General features: G+C 61.7%; 21 protein-coding genes. 7 read left to right on the top strand and 14 right to left on the bottom strand.

Features of this window, described 5'->3' with window-relative positions:
- Positions 1 to 58 precede the first annotated feature (58 nt).
- From LB547_RS03050 to rpmG, 4 genes are all read left to right on the top strand, one after another.
- Entirely contained in the window at positions 59 to 799 is a 741-nt protein-coding gene (locus LB547_RS03050) for an NUDIX hydrolase (protein ID WP_140761849.1), read from the top strand.
- Positions 800 to 822: 23 nt separating this feature from the next.
- Positions 823 to 1,998: an MFS transporter gene (locus tag LB547_RS03045; RefSeq protein WP_140501562.1), complete on the top strand. Its 1,176-nt coding sequence runs from the start codon at positions 823 to 825 to the stop codon at positions 1,996 to 1,998.
- Positions 1,999 to 2,147: 149 nt separating this feature from the next.
- Positions 2,148 to 2,606, top strand: coding sequence for a hypothetical protein (locus tag LB547_RS03040; protein ID WP_140501560.1), 459 nt, complete (start codon positions 2,148 to 2,150; stop codon positions 2,604 to 2,606).
- A 152-nt stretch (positions 2,607 to 2,758) separates the two neighbouring features.
- Positions 2,759 to 2,926, top strand: a complete 168-nt coding sequence (gene rpmG / locus LB547_RS03035; protein WP_006201775.1) for a 50S ribosomal protein L33 — start codon at positions 2,759 to 2,761, stop codon at positions 2,924 to 2,926.
- A 289-nt stretch (positions 2,927 to 3,215) separates the two neighbouring features.
- Here the strand turns inward: rpmG and LB547_RS03030 are convergent, their stop codons facing one another.
- The 10 genes from LB547_RS03030 to LB547_RS02985 all read right to left on the bottom strand — a co-directional run bounded on the left by LB547_RS03030 (position 3,216) and on the right by LB547_RS02985 (position 15,129).
- Positions 3,216 to 4,355 carry a hypothetical protein gene (locus LB547_RS03030; RefSeq protein ID WP_140761854.1) on the bottom strand — a complete coding sequence of 380 codons (1,140 nt, stop codon included), beginning with the start codon at positions 4,353 to 4,355 and terminating at the stop codon, positions 3,216 to 3,218.
- Between the two features lie 572 nt (positions 4,356 to 4,927).
- On the bottom strand, positions 4,928 to 5,995 hold the full coding sequence (locus tag LB547_RS03025) for an ABC transporter ATP-binding protein (protein WP_140761859.1): 1,068 nt from the start codon (positions 5,993 to 5,995) through the stop codon (positions 4,928 to 4,930).
- Positions 5,996 to 5,998: 3 nt separating this feature from the next.
- The gene (locus LB547_RS03020) at positions 5,999 to 6,847 is read right to left on the bottom strand and encodes a carbohydrate ABC transporter permease (protein ID WP_140501552.1); all 849 of its coding nucleotides are present in this window, start codon (positions 6,845 to 6,847) and stop codon (positions 5,999 to 6,001) included.
- Positions 6,847 to 7,770 carry a carbohydrate ABC transporter permease gene (locus LB547_RS03015; RefSeq protein ID WP_140518289.1) on the bottom strand — a complete coding sequence of 308 codons (924 nt, stop codon included), beginning with the start codon at positions 7,768 to 7,770 and terminating at the stop codon, positions 6,847 to 6,849. Before LB547_RS03015 ends, LB547_RS03020 begins: the two co-directional genes overlap by 1 nt.
- A gap of 179 nt (positions 7,771 to 7,949) precedes the next feature.
- Entirely contained in the window at positions 7,950 to 9,227 is a 1,278-nt protein-coding gene (locus LB547_RS03010; RefSeq protein ID WP_140562443.1) for an ABC transporter substrate-binding protein, read from the bottom strand.
- Between the two features lie 29 nt (positions 9,228 to 9,256).
- The gene (locus LB547_RS03005) at positions 9,257 to 10,444 is read right to left on the bottom strand and encodes a PLP-dependent transferase (protein WP_140555370.1); all 1,188 of its coding nucleotides are present in this window, start codon (positions 10,442 to 10,444) and stop codon (positions 9,257 to 9,259) included.
- Positions 10,441 to 11,175: a FadR/GntR family transcriptional regulator gene (locus LB547_RS03000; RefSeq protein ID WP_140501544.1), complete on the bottom strand. Its 735-nt coding sequence runs from the start codon at positions 11,173 to 11,175 to the stop codon at positions 10,441 to 10,443. Before LB547_RS03000 ends, LB547_RS03005 begins: the two co-directional genes overlap by 4 nt.
- Positions 11,176 to 11,325: 150 nt before the next feature.
- The gene (locus LB547_RS02995) at positions 11,326 to 12,819 is read right to left on the bottom strand and encodes an FAD-dependent monooxygenase (RefSeq protein ID WP_140562442.1); all 1,494 of its coding nucleotides are present in this window, start codon (positions 12,817 to 12,819) and stop codon (positions 11,326 to 11,328) included.
- 531 nt (positions 12,820 to 13,350) lie between these two features.
- Entirely contained in the window at positions 13,351 to 14,724 is a 1,374-nt protein-coding gene (locus LB547_RS02990; RefSeq protein WP_140562440.1) for a PleD family two-component system response regulator, read from the bottom strand.
- Between the two features lie 33 nt (positions 14,725 to 14,757).
- Positions 14,758 to 15,129 carry a response regulator gene (locus tag LB547_RS02985; protein WP_140501538.1) on the bottom strand — a complete coding sequence of 124 codons (372 nt, stop codon included), beginning with the start codon at positions 15,127 to 15,129 and terminating at the stop codon, positions 14,758 to 14,760.
- A gap of 236 nt (positions 15,130 to 15,365) precedes the next feature.
- Here LB547_RS02985 and LB547_RS02980 point away from each other — a divergent pair, with 236 nt between their 5' ends.
- Positions 15,366 to 15,665 carry a DUF3572 domain-containing protein gene (locus LB547_RS02980; protein WP_140501536.1) on the top strand — a complete coding sequence of 100 codons (300 nt, stop codon included), beginning with the start codon at positions 15,366 to 15,368 and terminating at the stop codon, positions 15,663 to 15,665.
- 150 nt (positions 15,666 to 15,815) lie between these two features.
- On the opposite strand, the gene LB547_RS02975 is transcribed toward LB547_RS02980, so the two are convergent.
- Both LB547_RS02975 and LB547_RS02970 read right to left on the bottom strand, forming a co-directional pair.
- Positions 15,816 to 17,318 carry a hypothetical protein gene (locus LB547_RS02975; protein WP_140562446.1) on the bottom strand — a complete coding sequence of 501 codons (1,503 nt, stop codon included), beginning with the start codon at positions 17,316 to 17,318 and terminating at the stop codon, positions 15,816 to 15,818.
- Positions 17,319 to 17,412: 94 nt separating this feature from the next.
- The gene (locus LB547_RS02970; protein WP_140518294.1) at positions 17,413 to 18,000 is read right to left on the bottom strand and encodes a GNAT family N-acetyltransferase; all 588 of its coding nucleotides are present in this window, start codon (positions 17,998 to 18,000) and stop codon (positions 17,413 to 17,415) included.
- A gap of 65 nt (positions 18,001 to 18,065) precedes the next feature.
- Between LB547_RS02970 and LB547_RS02965 the strand changes: the two genes are divergently transcribed.
- Entirely contained in the window at positions 18,066 to 19,394 is a 1,329-nt protein-coding gene (locus LB547_RS02965; RefSeq protein ID WP_140761862.1) for a DNA polymerase IV, read from the top strand.
- 23 nt (positions 19,395 to 19,417) lie between these two features.
- Here LB547_RS02965 and LB547_RS02960 read toward each other — a convergent pair whose 3' ends face one another.
- On the bottom strand, positions 19,418 to 19,924 hold the full coding sequence (locus LB547_RS02960) for a hypothetical protein (protein ID WP_140501529.1): 507 nt from the start codon (positions 19,922 to 19,924) through the stop codon (positions 19,418 to 19,420).
- A gap of 179 nt (positions 19,925 to 20,103) precedes the next feature.
- Here LB547_RS02960 and LB547_RS02955 point away from each other — a divergent pair, with 179 nt between their 5' ends.
- The gene (locus LB547_RS02955) at positions 20,104 to 20,985 is read left to right on the top strand and encodes a DMT family transporter (RefSeq protein WP_140501527.1); all 882 of its coding nucleotides are present in this window, start codon (positions 20,104 to 20,106) and stop codon (positions 20,983 to 20,985) included.
- A 17-nt stretch (positions 20,986 to 21,002) separates the two neighbouring features.
- On the opposite strand, the gene LB547_RS02950 is transcribed toward LB547_RS02955, so the two are convergent.
- Complete coding sequence (locus LB547_RS02950; protein WP_140501525.1) at positions 21,003 to 21,806, bottom strand: potassium channel family protein; 804 nt, start codon at positions 21,804 to 21,806, stop codon at positions 21,003 to 21,005.
- Positions 21,807 to 21,839: the final 33 nt, after the last annotated feature.

The raw sequence follows: 21,839 nt of genomic DNA, 5'->3' as shown, positions 1-21,839 counted from the left end.
AACATGCCAACCGTCAAGGCTACTTTCGCATGCAAGACGTTTCCGCTAGGTCCTGCGCATGGAAGGAATGACCAAGGCGGACGTCGACAGGATCGACAAGGGTCTGGCCACGCATGGCGGCCGGGCGATTCGTCCACGTGATGCCGCGACCCTGATCCTGCTCGACGGCAAGGCCAACGACTTGCGGGTCCTGATGGGTCGCCGTCATGCCGGTCACGCCTTCATGCCAGGCAAGTTCGTTTTTCCCGGCGGCCGTACCGACCCGGCGGACAGCCGCATCCCCACCGCCACCGCGCTGCATCCCGAGCAGGAAGCAAAGCTCATCGCCGGTCCCGGCCGCACGAGCGAGGCGCGTGCCCGCGCCATCGCCTTGTCGGCCATCCGCGAGACCTATGAGGAAGCCGGGCTGCTGATTGGTCGCGAAGGCGCCTTCGCCACGACAAGGTCTGATTGGCAAGGCTTTGCCGAACATGGGGTGCAACCTGCCCTGGACATGCTGCGCTTCATTGCGCGCGCCATCACGCCGCCCAACCGGGTGCGCCGCTTCGACACCCGCTTCTTCTGCGCATGGCGAGGCGACGTCGCCGTCGAACTGCCGGGCGGCGGTCCGACCAACGAACTCGAGGAACTGGTCTGGCTGCCGCTTGCCAAGGCCAGGGAAGCCGACATTCCCGACATCACCCGGATGATCCTGGACGAGCTGGAAAGCCGCCTCGCCCATGATCCGCTGTTGCATCCGGGCGGTCCCGTGCCCTTCTACCGGCTTGTCCGCAACCGCTTCACCCGCGAAATTCTGTAGAACATCGAGTATTCAGACATAACATGACGGTCGATACCCAACCAAAGGGCGACGAGCGCGTACACTGGCTGCCGATGGTGGCGGCGATCTCGTCGATCAGCGTCGTCGGCATTGCCATCGGCCTGGGCATGCCGCTGCTCAGCGTCATCCTGGAAACGCGTGGGCATTCGGCCTCGATGATCGGCCTCAACACAGCCGTCGCCGGCCTGGCCTCGATCGCCGGCGCCCCGTTGGCCACGCCGCTCGCCATGCGCTTCGGCGTCGCCTGGACGATGATCGCCATGATTGCCGCCGGTGCGCTGGCCTTCGTCGGCTTCCACTTCGCACCCGATTTCTGGATGTGGTTTCCGCTGCGCGTCGTGCTGCACATCGCGCTGACGGTGCTGTTCATCCTGTCGGAATTCTGGATCAGCACCTCGGCGCCGCCGCATCGGCGAGGTCTTGTGCTCGGCATCTACGCCACCGTGCTGTCGCTCGGCTTTGCCGCGGGGCCGTGGCTGTTCGCCCATCTCGGCAGTTCCGGCTTCAGGCCTTTCGGAGTCATCATCGCATTGGTGGCGCTGGCCGCGATCCCGGTGCTGGCGGCGCGTAACGAGAGCCCGACGATCGTATCCGACGGCGAGACCAGCAATTTCCTGCGTTATATCTGGCTGGTGCCGACCGCCACCGCCGCCGTACTGGTGTTTGGAGCCGTCGAAACGGGCGGTTTCGCCCTGTTTCCGGTCTATGGCAACCGCATCGGCTATTCCGAAGCCGACGCCGCCTTGCTGCTCACCATGATCGGCCTCGGCAACGTGCTTTTGCAGATCCCGATCGGCATGATCAGCGATCGCGTCTCGGACCGCCGCTATCTGCTTCTGGCCTGCGCCACTGTCGGACTCGCCGGTACGATCTTCATGCCGCATCTGGCCGGCAACTGGCACCTGATGGCGGGCCTTCTGTTCGTCTGGGGCGGCGTGGTCGCGGCCATGTACACGATCGGCCTCGCCCATCTCGGCTCGCAGCTTTCCGGCCATGAACTGGCTTCCGCCAATGCCGCCTTCGTGCTGTGCTACGGCGTCGGCATGGTGCTCGGCCCGCAGGCGATAGGCATCGGCATGGATGCGTTCGGTCCCTCTGGCTTCGGCTGGTCGCTCGGCCTGTTCTTCGCCGCCTACATGGTTCTTGCCAGCGTCAGGTTGGTCCGCAAGATCTTGTAAGCCGCCACCGGCGCAAACCGGATTCACGATCGCCCACTACCGGCTGGCCCATAACTGGCTACCCCCGGATGACTGGCTGCTGACAGAACCGTGTCAGCAGCCACGGTTTATACGGAGACCTCAAAACACCTGAAGTTGAGGAGACTCCGATGATCGACAGCGGCTTTGAAACCACATCATTGCGGATGACGCTGCTCCTGCTTGTCACTTTCCAGGCGCCGGCCGCGGATGTCGACCGCATCATGGACGCCGTGGTGGCGCTGGCGCCGCTGGCCATGGGTAAATATGACCGCAACGCCTACCAGTCGGCGCATGGCATCGAGCGCTACCGGCCACTTGACGGCGCAGCCGCCGGCGCCGAGACCGAATTGCGGCGGCGCCCCGGCACGGTCGAGGTTTCGTTCGAATTGCCCGATGACCAGGAATTGGCGGCGCGCGTCGTCGAAGCGATCTTCCAAGCGCACAGCTACCAGGAGCCGGTGATCCGCATTCAGCCGGTCCTTGCCAGCCGTTCCAAGGGGTTGGACGACCGCGCCAATCCGAATCGCTGGTGGAACACCACGGGAGATTGGAAGAAAACCATCGTTCTGGAGGCGGAACACGTATGAATGCCGACAGGCATTGGCGTCCGTGACGGCCGCAAGGCGTGTCGGGCTTGACTTTCCGGGCGCGTTCTTTATGTGTCGCGGCAAGTTTCCCGCGTCCGGGTGTTTGCCCGTGCTCCAGCGGCCAAAACCCCACGAACAAACGGACTGATACCATGGCCAAAGCCGCAAACATCAAGATCAAGCTTCTGTCGACCGCCGACACCGGTTTCTTCTACGTGACCAGCAAAAACAGCCGCACCAAGACGGACAAGCTGTCGTTCCGCAAATACGACCCGGTCGCCAAGAAGCACGTCGAGTTCAAGGAAACCAAGATCAAGTAATCTGGTTTTTCCAAGAGAATGCCGAAACGCCGCCCATCGGGCGGCGTTTTTTTGTTCCTAAAGCATTGATTTCATTGGATGGTAGTCAAACCCAGCATAACGGCCAACGTAATGGATCGCGCTACCGATAGGGCTGCTATAGTCACAAAGCCCGCGCGAGGCAGGGGCCTTGTCGAGCGGCTCCCATAAACCGCGAAAGGCGTGCGCGTCGTCACCGCATAAATCTCTACGACAAAAGCCACGGCGCCTCAGCAAGGATCCAGAGAATTTGTCTCTATGCAGCTTTGCCCTAGCCAGAAGAAAATGGTTCCAAGTACCTTTTCATGACATGCAATGGCACATAGTCACCCTCGACTAGATTTCCACCTTCCTCGTTAACAAGCACCATTAGAGCCTGAGTAGACTTTCTCATAAACACAGATAACTCAGATCGTATTGGTATATTACAAGAGAATCCTTTAATCATTATTAGAGAGAGTCGACTTTCTTCCATATTTAATTCTAGTTTAGATAAATCATTGTTAAATGGCCGATTGTGGAAAATGATAAGCTCTCCACGATCATTTATCGCTATTTCAATTTTAATGGGGAATTCAAAATTAATTCCTCCGATTACATAAGACTCACGTCTCTGAACTATCGCTAGGATTTTAGATATATCATCTTTAATATCAGATGTGTCGTTCTTTATCGAATTCGCTATCTGCAAAAATTGGTCAAATTTGGCTTCGAGTTTCGGTAGCGAATTGCGCAAATACCCAAGGCGAGACGCGATGAAGGCGACCTCCGCTTTGTGATTTTGCTTCAATGCCTCCCGCATGAAGGCAAGGAAAATAAGAGCCCAGCCCGGCTCATCATCCGTCGCCTTTCCACGAAAAAATGACGCGAAATCGGCAGGAACGGCCAGTTGGTCCTTTCCCTGCTCCGTTCCAGCGATGAGATCGCGCAGAACGCGCTTGCACGCTGCATCCAGACTCGCCTGGACCGCTGCAAAGTCGCGAGCCGATAGCGCGCCGTCCAAGTTTGTCTCTATTTCATCGACAACGTCCTTGTTGGATTCTAGCTTGAATGGCCCGCCCAATCCGATCTGCTTATGCAGATAGCGGCGCGCGGCACTAGCGAACTGAATCCTCGCGCGACGCTCCGGCGGCCGTCCGCCAAGCCGCAACTGGTCGGCCTCTTGCGTATCGACATACATGCGCACCATCACGAGTGAAGAGGTGAGTTCACTGAGTCGAATGGCGTGCTCCAAATCGTGGTTTGCTGGAACCGCGCCTGTATGAGCGCGCAGCTTGGATGCGACGTCCTCGTAGATCGCTTTATAACGTCCGCCAAACAGCGTCTCGCCGATCTTATCTAGGATGTCGCCGGCATTTTCGAGCGCCTTCCAACCGATCACCGCCCCGATGTATCCGCAAACCGAGATCATTCGTCTAGGTCCCTGATGATGGCCCAAAGTAGGGCGGCAGTTGGCCAGAAATCAAGAATACCAAACGGCTGAGCCTAGCTCATATCCCGCCGCGGACGGTGGAGTTCAAAGAGATTTAGGCTGCTTTGCCGGCCGCCCTGGGATAGAGCGTGGCTTGATACTGCTGCCCTCGCTGTCCGCTAGGCGTCAATTCGCGACTGAATCTGTTCCGTGATTTCGCTGCGTATGAAAGCAATTCTCCGGTCTCCGAGCGTGATGGCAGACGGAAGCCGTCTTCTGACATACCGGTTCACCGGCCTAGGCTGGTCATTCTCGCGGCATGGTTCAGTGATACGAGCGTCGGCGGAGTTGTTATTCGCAGGCATTATAAATCTCCCCCCGCCGCGTTGCGGCGATTCAAGAACCAAACTGATTGATGAAAGGACGCCACATGATGGCGGCAGGAGGAGGTTTCTATTAATGTGGCTCCGCAAAGCGGTTGGCCCGGGTCAGGCAAGTTTCGACTCGCCAAAAGGCCGTATGGTTAGAATATGCCCAGCGGGCAACAGAGTGGCCGCTCGGCGGCGGCGCCCCTACCCTACCCGGTCGCCGCTTTTCGGGTCGAAAACATGCAGCGCCGCCGGATCGGCCGATAGCCGCACCGTCTCGCTAGGCTTCACGCCGGCGCGGCCCATGGCGAACACGCAAAGCTGCTGGCCGGCCAGCTTGACGTAGAACTGCGTCGAGAGGCCGAGCGGCTCGACCACCACCACTTCGCCTTGCAGCGGGCCGTCATCCGCCAGCCTTATATGCTCCGGCCGCAAGCCGACGGTAAAAGCATCGCCTTCCCTGAGCGGCAGGCCATCCGGCAATCGCAGTTTCTGGCCATCGGACAGCACGGCATCCGCCTTGCCGCCCTTCTCAACACTCGCCGGCAGGAAATTCATGCCGGGCGAGCCAATGAATCCGGCGACGAACATGTTGGCCGGCCGGTCATAGAGGTCGAGCGGCGCGCCGACCTGCTGGACGACGCCGTCATGCATCACGACGATGCGATCGGCCATGGTCATGGCTTCGATCTGGTCATGCGTGACATAGACCGATGTGGTCTTCAGTTGCTGGTGAAGCGCCTTGATCTCGGCGCGCATGTGCACGCGCAGCTTGGCGTCGAGGTTCGAAAGCGGCTCGTCGAAAAGAAAGACCTTGGGATCGCGCACGATGGCCCGGCCCATGGCGACGCGCTGGCGCTGGCCGCCGGAAAGCTGCCGCGGCAGGCGTTGCAGAAAATTGTCCAGCCCAAGCCGCCTGGCGGCACCGTCGACCCGCGCGTCGATCGCCTGCTTTTCTGCCTTCCTCAGCATCAGGCTGAAGCCCATGTTCTTCGACACGTCCATATGCGGATAGAGCGCGTAGGACTGGAATACCATGGCGATGTCGCGGTCCTTCGGCGCGACGTCGTTGACCAGCCGCTCGCCGATACGGATCTCGCCATCGGAAACCTCCTCCAGACCGGCGATCATGCGCAGAAGCGTCGATTTCCCGCAGCCGGACGGACCGACGAGGACGACGAACTCGCCGTCGGCGATGTCGAGGTCGACCGCGTGCAGCACACGCACGGCGCCATAGTCTTTGCGGACTTTTTCCAGCGTAACGGAAGCCATCGATTATCCCTTCACGGCGCCGGCGGTGAGGCCGGTGACGAGATAGCGTTGCAGGAAGCCGAAGAAGATGCAGACCGGGATCAGCGCCAGGATCGACGCCGCCATCATCTGCCCCCAGTCGACGGCGAACTTGCCGATGAAGGTGAGCAGGCCGACGGCGAAGGTCTTCTTGTCATCGCTGGAGATCAGCATCAGCGCGAACAGGAGTTCGCTCCAGGCAGCGGTGAAGACAAAGCCGAGCGTGGCGCCCATGCCGGGTAGCGTCAGCGGCACGATCACCCGGCGCATCGCCTGCGCGCGTGTGCAGCCGTCGATCATCGCCGCCTCCTCCAGGTCCTTCGGTATGCCGTCGAAGAAGGACTGCATCAGGAAGGTTGCAAACGCGGTATTGAAGGCGGTGTAGATGATGATCAGCCCGGTCAGGCTGTTGATCAGGCCGATCTGGCCCATCACGCGATAGATCGGTGGAATGACCATGACTAGCGGGAAAGTCTGGGTCAAAAGCAGCATCAGCGCCAGTGCCGCCTTGCCGCGAAAGGTGAAGCGCGACATGGCATAGCCGGCAAGCGTCGCGATGACAGTCACCAATGCAGCCGTCGAAACCGAGACGATGACGCTGTTGAGGAAATAGCGCGGAAAGTCGGTCGCCTCGAGCACGGTGACGAAGTTCTGCAACGTCATCTGCGACGGCCAGAAGGTGATGCCTTCGGAATAGAGAAGCCGTTCCGGTGTAACCGATATCTTCAGCGTCCAGAAGATCGGGAACAGGGCGAAGATCACATAGGCCGCGATGGCCGCATAGAGCCCGACGCCGCCGAAGAAGCGCTGCGAAGATGAGCGTCCCGCAATCATCAGACGTGCCTCACCAGGGAGCGGCGGATGGCGATCAGCGCGATCGCATAGGCAATGAGCAGGACGAGCAGCAGCACGGCAACCGCCGATGCGTAGCCCTTGTCCAGCGACTTGAAGGCACTGACATAGATGTAGACCGGCACCGTGTTGGTCGACCCGGCCGGCCCGCCCTCGGTCATGACGAAGATCAGGTCGGCGAAAGTGGCGATCCAGATGGTACGCAGCATCACCGTGATGGCGATGGTCGGCGCCAGGAACGGCAGCGTCACCTTGGTGAAGCGTTGCCAGGGCGAGGCGCCGTCGATCGCTGCCGCCTCATGCAGTTCCGAGGGAATGGATTTCAGTGCCGCCAGCAACGTGATGGCAAAGAACGGGATGCCGAACCAGACATTGGCGACGATCGGCCCCCACATGGCGGTCGAGGGATCGGAGAGAACGTTGGTCGGCTCGGCCTTTAGCCCCAGCGCGAACAGCCAGTGCGGCAGCGGCCCGATGATCGGATTGAACAGCCATGCCCATGTCAGGCCCGACAGGAAGGACGGCACCGCCCAGGGCAGGAACACCAGCGCCTGCACCACCTTGCGGCCCCGAAACGGCTTGTCGAGCAGCAGCGCCAGGCCAAGGCCGAGGAAGAACTGGAAGAACAGGCTGGAGAGCGTCCACCACAACGTATTGACCAGCGCCTGGCCGAGCACGGCATCCGACAGCATCGCCTGGTACTGGCCGAGCCCGACATATTCCGACTTGAAGGCCGAAAACTTACGGAACGAATAGCTGATGCCGATGACCAGCGGCACCAAAAGCACCACGACCAGCAGGATGATCGCCGGGCTGAGATAAAGCCAGGGTTCGGTGGCAGCGTGCGTCAGCCGCTTGCGGCGCGGCCTCCCGGCGGGTCGTATTTCGGAAACGGCATAGGTCATTTGGGCTCAACAGTGGTGAGTGGGTGCCGGCGAAGGCGACAGCACCCTTCTCCCATATACGGGGAGAAGATGCCGGCAGGCAGATGAGGGGCAGCGCCAGGCTGACAGAACGTAGCGCCGCCTCTCATCCGGCCCTATCGGGCCACCTTCTCCCCGTGAACGGGGAGAAGGAAGAAAAACTACTTCTTGTTCTTCGCCATCCAGTCCTGCTGTTCCTTGGTCAGGAAGGCGGCCCATTGGTCGGCAACCTCCTTGGCCGTCTTTTGGCCCAGCAGCACTTCCTGGAAATTCTTGATCGCCACCTGGTCGACGAAATTGCCGAGATTCTCCAGATGCGTCGGCGGCGTCACCATTTCATATTTGGCGCTGTCGCTGAGCTCCGTGAACCAGCCCTTGAACTGCTCGGTCTTGAAATGCGGATCCTGGTCGGCGCCGTTGTGGATCGGGACGACGCCGACTTCCTTGGCCCATTCCAGATTGTCCTTGGGCGAGAGCAGCGTCGCCATCAGCTTCCAGGCGTCGTCCTTGTGCTGCGAATTGGCGAACATTGCCCAGCCGGCATAGCCGAGCGTCGGATAGGACTTGCCGCTCGGCCCGACCGGCAGCGGCGCCACGGCGAAGTCGTCTGCGCTCATCTTGTCGGCTATACCCAGCAGCGCATCCGGATCCTGGTTGAGCATGGCGCAGGTGCCGGAATAGAAGCCGGTGACGGTTTCGTTGAAACCCCAGCTCACCGCATCCTTGGGCGCCAGGCCCTGCTTGTACATGTCTGCCAGCATCTGCAGGCCCTTGACCGAGCCCTCCTCGTTTATGGTCGACGTGCCGTCTTCGTTGAAGTAGCCGCCCTTGCCGGCGGCGATGTTCATGAACATGTGCATGCCGTTGAAGGCGCCGGGCCCGCCGCGCAGGCAGTAGCCGTATTTGCCGGGCAACGCCGAGATCTTCTTGGAATCGGCGACGAACTCGTCGAGCGTGGCCGGCGGGCCGTCGAGGCCGGCTTCCTTGAACAGCTTCTTGTTCCAGAACAACGCGTTCACATAGTAGCCGTAAGGGATCATGAACTGGGTGTTGTTGACGGTCGAGCCGAACTGCTTGGCACGGTCGCCGAGCGTCTTGGCGTCGTCCCACTTGGCCATGTACGGGCCGAGATCCTCGAGCTGGGCATTGTTGGCGTAGAGGCCCATCCAACGTTCCGGCATCTCGACCACGTCGGGCGTATCGCCGGCCTGCACCATGGTCAGGAATTTCTCGAAGGCCTGGCCCCAGGGCAGCGAGACCAGCTCGACTTTGATGCCGGGATTGGCCTTTTCGAATTCGGCGATCTGCTTCTTCAGGAACTCCGTGCGCGGCGGGCTGGTGATGACTTCGACCATTTTCAGGGTCGAATCGGCCAGCGCGTTTCCGGCGGAAATTGCCAATCCCGCGGCTGTGGCAAGCATGGCGGTCAGTTTTTTCATCTTCAAGACTCCCATTTTGAAGCGGCTTGTTATTTTCTGGCTTTTTCGAAGGCCTGCGCCACGTCGGCCCACAGGTCCTCGACATTCTCCAATCCGACATTGAAGCGGATGGTTCGGGGGCTGACGCCGAAGCGCGCCATCGAATTCAGTCCCGGCGTCTGCTCCAGCGACGCCTTGGCGGGCACGACCAGGCTCTCATGGCCGCCCCAGCTCACGCCGATGCGGAAATATTTCAACGCATCCACGAAGACAGGGATGTCGATATCCTCGGTGACCTCGAAGGAGAACAACCCCGCGTAACCAGCAAGCGTCGCCTTGCCCGGATGGTTCGAATAGGCGGGGTGGTTGACGCGCTCGACATTGCCGTGCGCCTTCAGCCGTTCGGCGATGGCAAGCCCGCTCTTCATGTGGTGCGGCAGGCGCAGCGGCAGCGTGCGCAGCCCGCGCAGCAAGAGCCAGGCCTCGAAGGGCGAAAGCTTGCCGCCGAGATAGGAATAAGTCTGCTCGTTGATGTGCTTGATGTGGGCGGCCGAGCCTGCCACCACGCCGGCGACCGTATCGCTATGGCCGCCGAGATATTTCGAAGCCGAATGCAGCACCAGATCGACGCCATGCGTGATCGGCTTCTGGAACACCGGTGTCGCCCAGGAATTGTCGATCGTGGTGACGATGCCCTGCTCCTTCGCCAGCCGGGTCAGGTGAGCCAGGTCCTGCAACTCGAACATCATCGAGGTCGGGCTCTCCAGATAGAGCAGCCTGGCGCCCGGAAGGGCCGCCGCCACCGCATCCGGATCGGAGCCGTCGACATAGTCGACCCTGATGTTGAGCCGCGGCAAAAGCCGCTCGAACAGCCGATAGGCATCACCATAGCAATTGCGCACCGCAACGATGCGCTCGCCGGCGCCGACGAAGGCGAGCACCGTGGCGCTGATCGCCGCCATGCCGCTGGAAAAGCCGCGCGCGGCCTCGGCGCCCTCGAGCGCGGCGACGCGTGCCTCGAACTCCATCACCGTCGGATTGTCGCCGCGCGAATAGATCGGCTGCTTCCGTTTGCCGGCAAAAGTATCCGCCATCTCGGCATAGTTGGCGAAGGTGAACAGCGATGTCTGGTAGATCGGCGGCACCACCGCCCCACCGGGGAAAGGTTCGTCATGCGCCAGAAGCGTCGCCGCCTCGGCAAGATAGTCGTGATCGAAACCTGAGGGATGCTCGTTCATGTCTGGCTCGAAAGTTTGAGTTTGGCGGCGCCGCGCTTGAGATCGTCCTCGACGGTGGCGATCAGCTTGAGCGCTTCGGCGCGGGCGCCGTGCGGGTCGCGCGCGGCGATGCGCTCGTAAATGGTCCGATGATAGGGAAAACTGGCGTGGCCGAAATCGCGCACGCCCAGCGGATGCTCCCAGAAGCGGTGGAACAATTCGTGCATGGCGGCGATGATCTGTTCGAACAGCGGGTTGCCGGAAACCCTGTAGATCGCCTGGTGGAACTCCCAGTCCTCTTCCGAAGACATGCCCTCGCGCGTGCGGAACGCCTGCTCCATGATGTCGAGCTTGCGCTCGATTTCGGCGATATCGGTCTGGCTCGCGCGTTCGGCGCAAAGGGCGGCGGCTTCCGCCTCCAGCGCGCGACGGATTTCAAGCGTCTGCATCAGGCTGGTGAAGTCGTTGCCGCCCGCAAGCGTCAGCGGCAGATGCAACATGTCCGGCGAAACGGCTGCCTTGAGATAGGTGCCGCTGCCTTGCCGGCGCTCGACCAGCCCGAGCCCTTCCCAGCGCGTCAGCGCCTCGCGCACCGTGTTGCGGCTGACCTTCAGCCGCTCGGCCAGGATGCGTTCCGTTGGCAGCCGCTCGCCCGGCTGGAGGGCCTCGGCACGAACAAAGCCTACCAACGCCTTCAGCACGGCGTCGTCACGCGCCGTCGTCTGAATAGGTGGCAGGCTGTTTTGATCCACGCGCGTTCCAAGTGGTCCAATGGTCCAACCAATTTCTGCACAGATGGTACCTCCTGTCAACGGGATGTCAGGAGACCTAGCACCGTAAAAGCTCGCAACGCATGACAAGCACGCGTTTGCGGGCGATGCGCCAGGCCGGCCTCGACCCTGCTACGCCACAGCAGCGGGCGGCCCGAACCAGGTGGTCAGCGCATCGGCCAGTCCCTGTTGGCTTCCGGAACCAACCCATGCCACGTACCCGTCGGGGCGGATCAGCACCGCGTCGGGCCCGGCGACGGCCCCGAGAACTGGCAGCTCCCAGTCGCCGTCGTACACGGCGTCGACCTGCTGGACCCGATCCGCCCACGGCTTGATGTCAAGTCTGCCGGGCGTGCCGAGGTTGATCAGCACCGGCCGGGCATGGTGCAGCAAGGTAAACAGCCGCACCGGCCCGCTGGCGGTGAGCAGATCGAGGTCGGGTATTCGCCACCCAAGCAGCGCGTGCCCCTCCCCGAGGTCGTAGTGGACACCCAGGCCGGACATCTCTGCGGCGATTCGTTTGCGTGGTTCATCCATGGCGAGCAGTTCGGCGATGGTGTCGCCCAGGGCTTTGGTGCGATCATCCATGCGGCGAAGCGCGACCTGCGCCATCGTGTTGCGCAACACGCGGGCGGCGACCGGATGGCGCTCGGCATGGTAGCTGTCGAGCAGACTGTCCGGTGATGCCCGTTTGACGACCTGGGCCAGCTTCCATCCCAGGTTGACCGCGTCCTGCACGCCGATGTTGAGGCCCTGTCCGCCCATTGGGGGATGGATATGCGCAGCGTCGCCGGCCAGCAGGACACGTCTGTCGCGGTAAGCGGCAGCCTGGCGCGTCATATCGGTGAAACGAGAGAGCCAAGTCGGACTGTGGACGCCGAAATCGGTGCCATAGACAACGGTGAGCGCCTCGCGGAGATCGTCCAATGTCGGTTCACCACCGATGATCAGTTGTTTCTCGGTCAGCACGATGCCCAACCGGTCGCCGTCCTCGATCTTGCCTATCGCATGGGTTCCGCGGGCGTCGCTGCGAAAGCCCAATGGCGGTTCTTCCGACTTCTCGACCTCGGCGATCATCCAGCTCATCGTCGGATCCCATCCAGCGAATTCGATGCCCGCCGCCTTGCGGATCGTGCTGCGTCCACCGTCGCATCCGACGAGGTACTGCGCCTTCATCCGTCGGCCATCGGAAAGCCCCACATCCACGCCACTGTCGTCCTGCATGAAATCCGTGACTTCCTGTCCGCGATGGATCGGCACCCCCAATTCGCTGATCCAGTCGGCCAATATCCGCTCGATGTGGTTTTGCCGCAGCGCCAGCAGATAGTTGTGCCGGGTGGGAAAGTCGCTGATGTCCAAACGGATCATGTGGAAGCCGACGGTCGGGAAGCATCGCCCCTGGCAGAGGAACCGGTCGGCGATCCCGCGCTGGTCGAGCACCTCGATTGTGCGTGCGTGCAGGCCACCCGCGCGCAAGCCAATCAGTTGCTGGGTCGGGCGCCGCTCGACAATGGCGACGTCGATGCCCGCCAATGCGAGTTCGCCTGCCAGCATCAATCCTGTCGGGCCGCCCCCGGCGACAATCACCGCATGATTTCGACGCGATCCATCTGTCGGTGCACGCATTCCCGTCACTCCGCTCCCATTGGCTAGGGCCGCGGTTTTACGGGAGGAACCCAGGCTTGAAGCAAGCCCCCTGGGCGCCATATGTATGAAGTGAGGAGCAACGCCCTCTGCCGAATGGCAAGAGAGCGTACGCCGCAGCTCTTCACATCGGAGCTCGCCTTTTACAGGCCAGGAAGCGCTGTCGACATCTCGTGCGCAAAAAGCCCCTGATTTCCGGAGCTTGGCGCAGAATCCTGATGCTATTTTGAAAGGGGGCCGGTCGGCGTTTGGCAGCGGTACGAGGAGGCCACTATGTGCCAGCGCCGGCCGGCCGACCCCACGGACCCAGGAGATGCGGCGGACCTGAGCATCATGGGGTATTTTTTGATCGACCCGGCTGTCTGTCCTCGTGCCGGCGTCGCTCTGTCTGTGGCCGCACATTTGCGCAAGAGCTTATGAAAATCAACAGTTTCTTAACCAAGCCTCGTGAATCGCTTGGATTAAGGTAAATGGGTAACCTTGCCGGATTGACGGATACTCTTACCCGGTCCGTCAGGCAGCCTTGGCGACGACGCGGTTGCGGCCACCGCTCTTGGCTTCATAGAGCGCCAGATCGGCGCGTTTCATCAGCGCCGCCACCGTATCCACCCCCTTCAGCACCGACGACACGCCGACGCTGACGGTGACCTCGATGGCCTTGCCGTCAGGCCCGATGACGAACGGCATCTGGGCGATTTCGGCGCGGATGCGTTCGGCCACCTTTTCGGCGATCGCTCCATCGGTGTCAGGCATGACCACTACGAACTCCTCACCGCCGAACCGGCAGGCCAGATCGATGCCGCGCACGTTCTTGCGCAGCCGCCGCGCGAATTCCCGCAGCACCTCGTCGCCACCGTCATGGCCGTGCGTGTCGTTAATCGACTTGAAGCGATCGAGGTCGGTGATCATCACCGACAGCGGCCGACGCCGCGCCACGGCGCGGTCGAACAGCGTCTGGAGATGGCTGTCGAGATAGCGGCGGTTGTGCAGCCCGGTCAGCCCGTCGGTCACCGCCATTTCGATCGTCTGCGTCACGCTGGCGCGCAATTGGTCGTTGTAGCGCTTGCGGCGCACCTGGGTGCGCAACCGCGCCGTCAGTTCCTGCTGGTCGATAGGCCGCATCAGATAGTCGTTGATGCCGAGTTCGAGACCACGGATGATGCGCTCCTCCTCGCCCTCCTCCGCCAGCAGGATGATCGGCAGGAAGCGTGTGCGATCGAGCGAGCGCAGTTGCGAGCAGAGCCGAAGCGGATCGAAATCGGCGAAGCTCGTCGAGATCATCACGCATTCATAGGGCGTCTCCGCCGCCTGGAAGAAGCCGGCATGCGGATCGCTGGCGACATCCAGGTCAGCACAGTCGCGCAGCATCTTCTGGACGCGCTCGATCGACGATTTGCGCTCATCGATCAGAAGCACTTTCGGCGTCGTGTCCTCGGAGGCGAAATTGCGGCTGAGCAACTCTTCGATGCCGATGTTGCGCGTGGTCGAAGCGCGCAGCCGCAACTCGTCGGTCAGCGACTTCAGCCTGACGAGGCTCTTGACGCGCGTCATCAGTTGCAGGTCGTTGACGGGTTTGGTCAGGAAATCGTCGGCGCCGACCTCAAGCCCGCGCACCCTGTCGGAAACCTGGTCGAGTGCGGTGATCATTACCACTGGAATATGCGACGTCGCCGGATCGCTCTTCAGGCGGCGGCAGACCTCGAAGCCGTCCATGTCCGGCATCATGACGTCGAGCAGCACGACGTCGACCTTACCGTTCTCGCAGGTCTCGATCGCATCCGGGCCGTTGGTGGCGGTCAACACCTCGAAATATTCGGCCAGCAGCCGAACCTCCAGCAGCCTGACATTGGCAGGGATGTCGTCGACGACGAGAATCCGAGCGGTCATTTCACAAGGCTCTGGCTTTGGCGGCAAGGTGCATCAGGAATCACCCAGGTAAGACTTGATGGTTTCGATGAAGCGCGGCACCGAGATCGGCTTGGAGATATAAGCCTCGCAGCCGCCCTGGCGGATGCGCTCCTCGTCGCCCTTCATCGCGAAGGCAGTGACGGCAATGACCGGGATGACGTGCAGGTCGTCGTCTTCCTTCAGCCATTTCGTCACCTCCAGCCCAGACACTTCAGGCAACTGGATGTCCATCAAAATGAGATCCGGCCGGTGCTGACGCGCCAGATCGAGCGCTTCCAGACCGTTGCGGGTGCGAACTGTCTCGTAACCGCTTGCTTCGATGAGGTCCCGAAAGAGCTTCATGTTGAGCTCATTGTCCTCGACGATCATGACCTTCTTAGGCATCGATATCCCGTCCCGGCCGCTGTTCCGCTCGAAGGCGGCCGTTATGCGCCCTTCCGGGACGCACCAAACCCTGGTCGACTCTACGGCAATATGATTGACGAAACGGAAACCTGCGGCGAGAAAAGCTGCTCCGTTTCCACCTCGGGTCCCGCACTGAAGAGGTAACGACTTGCCGCAAGCGACGCTTGCCATTACTGCGGAAGAGACTCACATTCCGCATACCCTGAAAGGTAATGATGGCAAACGCAGCGTCAATGCGCGAAGAGGCCGAAACCATTGCCGTGAAGGCTCTGGCCTTCGTCGCCTCTGATCCCGAACTGCTGCCTCGCTTCCTGGCGATCACCGGCATCGAGGCGCATTCGATCCGCAAAGCTGCCGGCGAGCCGGGATTTCTGGCCGGTGTGCTGCAGTTCGTTCTCGCCCACGAACCCACATTGCTGCGTTTTGCTGAGGAAACCGGCACGCCACCGGCCTCCGTCGGCAAGGCGTTGCGCGCGCTGCCGCTGGGCGACGATAACCACGAGCATTCCATATGAGTGACGATCCCAAGGCGGCGCCCCGATCGCCAGGTCGAGCGAAGTCTGACTCTTGTCGCCCGCCCGTTTTGAGCGACAAGTATAAAACGAAGGCTTGAGGCGCGTCGCGCCAATCCGTTCGAAGGCGACGCGCTTTGGTGAGCCGAGTGGCTACGGTGTCGGATCCGCCTGGTCCGTCTCGTCGCCGCCATCGTCAATGCTGTCGTCCTCGGCAGGATCGGCCGGCTTCAGCATGACGCCATTGACAATGACCGAACCGTCCGGCTTGGCGTTGACGACCCATTCCATGCGGCCGTCCGTCAAGGTCTTGCCGAACCCTTTCACCATCAGGGCCACAGGCACGTACTGCGCCACCTCCGGTTCCGATTTCGCCGCTTCCTGCAAGCCCTCGACGATCTTGTCGAAGCCGGCGACGTCCACCGTCACATTGGCTTCCGGCTTCTCGCCAGGAAACGTCATTTCGCCTTCCAAGGCGATTTCGGTATCCTTGTTCTTGATGGTGCTATGGCCAATGACCACCTTCGGCGTCTTGGCCATGAAATCGGTTTTGAGCTGCTCTCCAAATTCGGCCGACAGCGGCGGGTTCTTGTTAAGATCAAAGGCTTCGATTGCCTTCTTCGCCATGCTGTCGAGATCGATATTGGCGCCGCCGAAGTTCAGGTCGATATCGGTCGGCAGCAGCGCTATGCTCCAGTTCGGCAGAAGCTGCTGCGGCACGGTCAACCCAGATGCCTTGATCCCGTAGCCGATCGTACCGCTCTGGGCGACGCCATCCATTCCGAAGGCGGTGCTGAGCTGCGCCGCGCCGAACGTGCCGACCGGGCTCTCGACCGCGAAATTCTTGAACCCGTATGTCCCGTCGATGCGCTCCCACACCGGAAGCGCGGCGAGCAGAAGCGATTTGAGCTGCGCCTGGTTGGCTTTCAGCGTGGCTTCATTCTCATTGGCGACGGCAAATGCCAGGAGATCGAGCAGCGGCTTGGTCTGCACGCCCTTGCCTTTGGCATCCACCGACAGTTCCGGTGATTTGACGGTGACCGGGAATTTCAGTCCGCTTTCGGGATCGTCGAATTTGATCGCCTCGACAAAGTTCGACACTTTTTGCGACAACGCGAAATCGACCCCGCCATTGGCAGCCTTGGTGGCGGCCATGGTCGCGGTGCCGGCGTCGGCGCTGACTTCCATGTGCTGCTTGGCATCTTGCGACACCATCGTCATGCCCGCCATCGAACTGGTGCCGCTGGTAAAGGCCGCCAGATTGGGGTCGTAGACACCGGAACCCTTGCCGTCCTTGATAGAAAATTGCGTGCTCTGCAGCCCCTGCGGCCCGTTGAACTCGAAGGAGGCGCTGTGCGAAAGATCCATCGAGACATCCCAGGTCCCGTCACTGCGCGGCTTGACCAGCAGGGCGTAGGGCGCAAAGTCGAATTTCAACGGCTTCTGGTCGGGCAAGGTGCCGGCGAGCGCCTTGAAATCGAACATGATCTTGTAGGCGCCGCCTTCGACCGAGACCTTCAGGATGCCCTTGTCGAGGGCCTGTTTGCCGACATAGCGGGACAGGTTCTCGGATAGCTGCTTCGCACCCTGGCTGTCGACGCTCTGGCCGAAAGCGGGCGCGCTGAGCAGAAGCGCGGTAAAGGCGATTGGCAACATCCGGTTCACGTAGAATTCTCCGTTTGGTCGAAAAGGCAAAATTGTCTCCTACTTCTGGTAGGGAAAGACCGTCACAACTGCAAGACGGCGAAGTTCAGGCGCTCGGCTCCAGCACCAGCCGCATCAACGGCCGGCCCGCCTTGCGTTCCAGGAGCCGCTCGAACCCGGCCTTCTCGAACACGCGCGACGAGCCCACGAACAGCCCGATGGAGCGTGAATCCTTCGACAGGTCTATCGGGCAGGCTTCCACCATTCGCGCGCCGTTCCTGCGGGCGAAATCGATGCCGCCTTCGACCAGGCGATGGCTGATGCCCCGGCCCCGTGCCTTGGCGCGGATGAAGAAACAGGAAATTGCCCAGACGCTCGGATCCGATGCGTCCGCGGGATCGACCGGAGCCGAGCCCCGGCCCCGGTTGTTCCACTCGGGCACGTCGGCGCGCGGCCCGATCTGCATCCAGCCGACTGCCTTGCCGTCCTCGAACGCCAGCATGCCCGGTGGCGGGCCTGCTTCGATGCGCGCCCTGATGTGGTCTTTGTTGCGTTCGCGGCTGCTTTCGCGACGAGCCGCCGGCGCCAGCCGGAAATGCGTGCACCAGCAGCCGTAGCAGGCGCCCTGCTTGCCGAAGAGATCTTCGAATTCAGGCCAGAGCTCAGGCGCCAGCGGCACTATGGTCGTGCTCATGCGTTCTCCCCAGGCCAAGCTTGTCGCTAGCCTTGCACTGTCGTACCATTGTGTTTGTTCTCTTTATGTTCGCAGCGATGGCGGCTCCTGTCAATAATCCTGATCACGGTTTCTGCCGCGACTGCCTGGCCTTTCAGCGCAGCGACGCCAGGCGCTGCGAGCGATGCGGCAGCCCCAGGCTTGCCCGTCATCCCGAGCTGTACCGGCTGCATCTGGCCCACATCGACTGCGACGCTTTCTATGCGGCAATCGAAAAACGCGACAACCCGGCGCTGAAGGACAAGCCGCTGATCATCGGCGGCGGCAAGCGCGGCGTCGTCTCCACCGCCTGCTACATCGCCCGGATAAGGGGCGTGCGTTCCGCCATGCCCATGTTCAAGGCGCTCGAGGCTTGCCCCGAAGCGGTGGTTATCCCGCCCAATATGGAAAAATACGTGGTCGTCGGGCGCGAGGTGCGCGCCATGATGCAGGCGCTGACGCCGCTGGTCGAGCCGCTCTCGATCGACGAGGCGTTTCTCGACCTTGCCGGAACCGAACGGCTGCACGGCCTGCCGCCGGCCGTGGTGCTGGCCCGTTTCGCGCTGGCCGTCGAGAAGGAGATCGGCATCACCGTTTCGTCAGGTCTGTCCTACTGCAAGTTCCTGGCTAAGGTGGCGTCGGATTTCCGCAAACCGCGCGGCTTCTCGGTCATCGGCGAAGCGGAAGCCGTGGGTTTCCTCGCCGCACAGCCGGTGAGCATGATCTGGGGGGTCGGCAAGGCATTCAACGCCACGCTCGAACAGGACGGCATCCGCACCATCGGCCAGCTCCAGAAGATGGACCGTGGCGACCTCATGCGCCGCTATGGCGTGATGGGCGACCGGCTTTACCGGCTCTCGCGCGGTGAGGACGTCCGCCGCGTCGATCCCGACCAGGACGCCAAGAGCGTATCGGCCGAAACCACTTTCGACACCGATATCGCTTCGCTGGACGAGCTGGTCTCGGTGCTACGGGGCCTTTCGGAAAAGGTCTCGGCGCGGCTGAAGAAATCCGGCATCGCCGGGCGCACGGTGGTGCTCAAGCTGAAGACGCAGGATTTCAAGATCCGCACCCGCAACCGCCAGCTCGGCGACCCGACCCGGCTCGCCGACCGCATCTTTTCGACCGGGGTCGAGCTGCTGCGCAAGGAAACCGACGGCACCAAATACCGGCTGCTCGGCATCGGCGTCAGCGATCTTTCCGCCGATGACAAGGCCGATCCGCCCGATCTGGTCGATATCCAGTCGCGCAAGCGGGCCATGGCCGAAAGCGCCATCGACGCGCTGCGCGACAAGTTCGGCCGCAAGGCGGTGGAAACTGGCTATACGTTCGGCAAAGGCCGCGACACCCACCCGCCAGAGCCGCTGGAAGACTGATAATGGATATCAGCTGTCGAGATTTAGGTGCGCTGCAGATCGATCCTGCTTGTCACCATGCTCTTGCCGGTTTTCGGATCAGTGTCGATCACCGTCAGCCGCATGCCGTTCTCGCCTCGTTTCTCGACCTTCATCTGCGCCTTTCGGTCACCATTGACCTCCTTGGCCCAACGGATGCCGAGATTGATCGCGTTGCCCGAACGGGTGCCGTTCAATTGCGCAGGCCCGGTACGGGACCCGACATAAGTGCCGCTATATTTCGCTCCGGCAGTCCTCAGGTCCGCGCTGATGGCGCGCGTCACCACGATAAGCCCTCGGCAATTGCCATCGAGCGACAATGAGGTCGACGTCGCGTTTGACCTGAACGTGCAGGACACATTCACCGTCGGCGCGTCGGTAGTCACCTTGACGATGCCCTTGCCGGTGAAATTGCCCTTGAACGACTGGAGAAATCTGGACTCGTCGGCATGTGCCGCGCCTGCCGTGACCAACAGGCAGCCAGCAAGCGCAAATTGCGCAAATGATCTCATCGAAATTCTCCTATCGACATTGAAAAGCACCTGCGAAGCACTTCCGATATTCGGAACTCAACGCCCCCTGCCGTGCCAGGTTCCGCCTTCAACATGACTGTTTTGCAACATCCGGCTGGCCCAGAAGAATGCGGCTGCTAGCGGTTGCGGCAAAAGCCACGGCCTGCGACATAGCGGAAATGGCACCCACCCCTTCCATCCCCAAGGCCGCGTTCTGGATGGCGCTGTCGATCGCCTCGTTCCTGGCGATGTCGGTCGCGGGCCGCGCCACCACGGCCGAGCTCAACGTTTTCCAGGTGCTGGAGCTGCGCTCGGTGATCGGCTTTTTCATCCTGCTGCCGCTGGTCATGCAAAATGGCGGCTTTGCCGCCATGCGCACTGGGCGCCCCCTCGCCCATGTCACGCGCAACGTGGTTCACTATACCGGCCAGGCGGCGTGGCTCTACGCCCTGACGCTGATCCCTTTGGCGGTGCTGATCTCGATCGAATTCACGACGCCGATCTGGACGGCGATCCTTGCGGTCACCTTTCTCGGCGAAAGGCTCACCCGGCCGAAGCTCGGCGCCGTGGCGCTCGGGCTGATCGGCGTCGTGATCATCGTGCGCCCAGGCGTCGGCTCGGTCGATCCGGGACATCTGGTCGTGCTGGGCGCGGCAATGTGCTTCGGCATCTCGCTGGTCCTGGTCAAGTCGCTGACGCGGACCGACAGCGTTGTGCGAATCATCTTCTGGATGTTGATCATCCAGTCGGTGCTCGGCCTGGTCCCGGCGCTCTACGAATGGCGCAACCCGTCGCTCGAGCTGTGGCCGTGGATTCTGCTGATCGCCTTCACCGGCATGTCGTCGCATTTCTGCATGGCCTGGGCGCTGAGCTACGCCGATGCCACCGTCATTTCGCCGATGGATTTCCTGCGCGTGCCGCTGTCGGCATTGATCGGCTGGCTGCTCTACCAGGAGCAGATCGACGCCTTCACCGCAGGCGGGGCATTGCTGATCCTGATGGGCAATATGCTCAACCTGCAGCGCCGGCAGCCAAAGCCGGCGCAAGCGGCGGCATCGTAGCGCGCCTCAATCGCCCCTCAATCACCGCTGTCGGGTATGTTGAGGAGGTGGCCGCAGGCCTTGCAGTGAACGGCGTCCGGCTCGTGCCGTTGCAGGCCGCATTGCGGACAGGGAAAGAACACCTTGGCCGGTCGGAAGATCGCCTGCGCCAGCCTGACGAACAGCGATATGCCGATGATCATGGTCACGATCGCCGTCAGTTTCCCCGCCATTCCCGGCAGCACGATGTCGCCGAACCCGGTCGTGGTCACCGTCGCGACGGTGAAGTAAAGCGCGTCGATGTAGCTTTCCAGCCCCGCTCCGCTGCGGAAGAAGAAAGTGTAGACGAAACCGGTGATCACGAAGAGGAACGTCAAGAGATTGATCACCGCGTGGCTCGCTTCGCGCCAGGGCCGCAGGCCCTGCATCTCGAAATGCCGCCAGAGCGAACCGCTGCGCGACAGCGACCACAGCCGCAGAATGCGCAGAAAGCCGAGATTGGCCAGCGCCGTCGGCATCAGCAGCGTCAAAAGGATGAAAATGTCCACCCAGGAGGTCGGCTGCTTCATCAGCCGCAGCATGTCGTTCGAGGCAAGCAGCCTGGCAACCAGGTCGGCGGCGACCAGAGCCGCCACCGCATAGTCGAGCCACAGGAATGAGGCCGACTGCTGGATGACGGGCGTGGCGATGAAGAAGGCAATGATGGCCAGGTCGATGATGACCGCAACCAGCTGAAACCGAAAAGCCGCCGGCGTGCGGCCGTGGTAGAGCTTGCGCAGCGTGTCGCGCAGCCACGCCATTGTGGAACGGTCCTGCAATCCGTCGCTGTCTTTCGTCTTCATGGCAATTGCGGTGACTTGAGCGGCGGATGCCGC

The organism is Mesorhizobium sp. B264B1B, from assembly GCF_020165765.1.
Lineage (GTDB): Bacteria > Pseudomonadota > Alphaproteobacteria > Rhizobiales > Rhizobiaceae > Mesorhizobium.
This window is presented reverse-complemented; position numbering and strand designations above follow the sequence as displayed.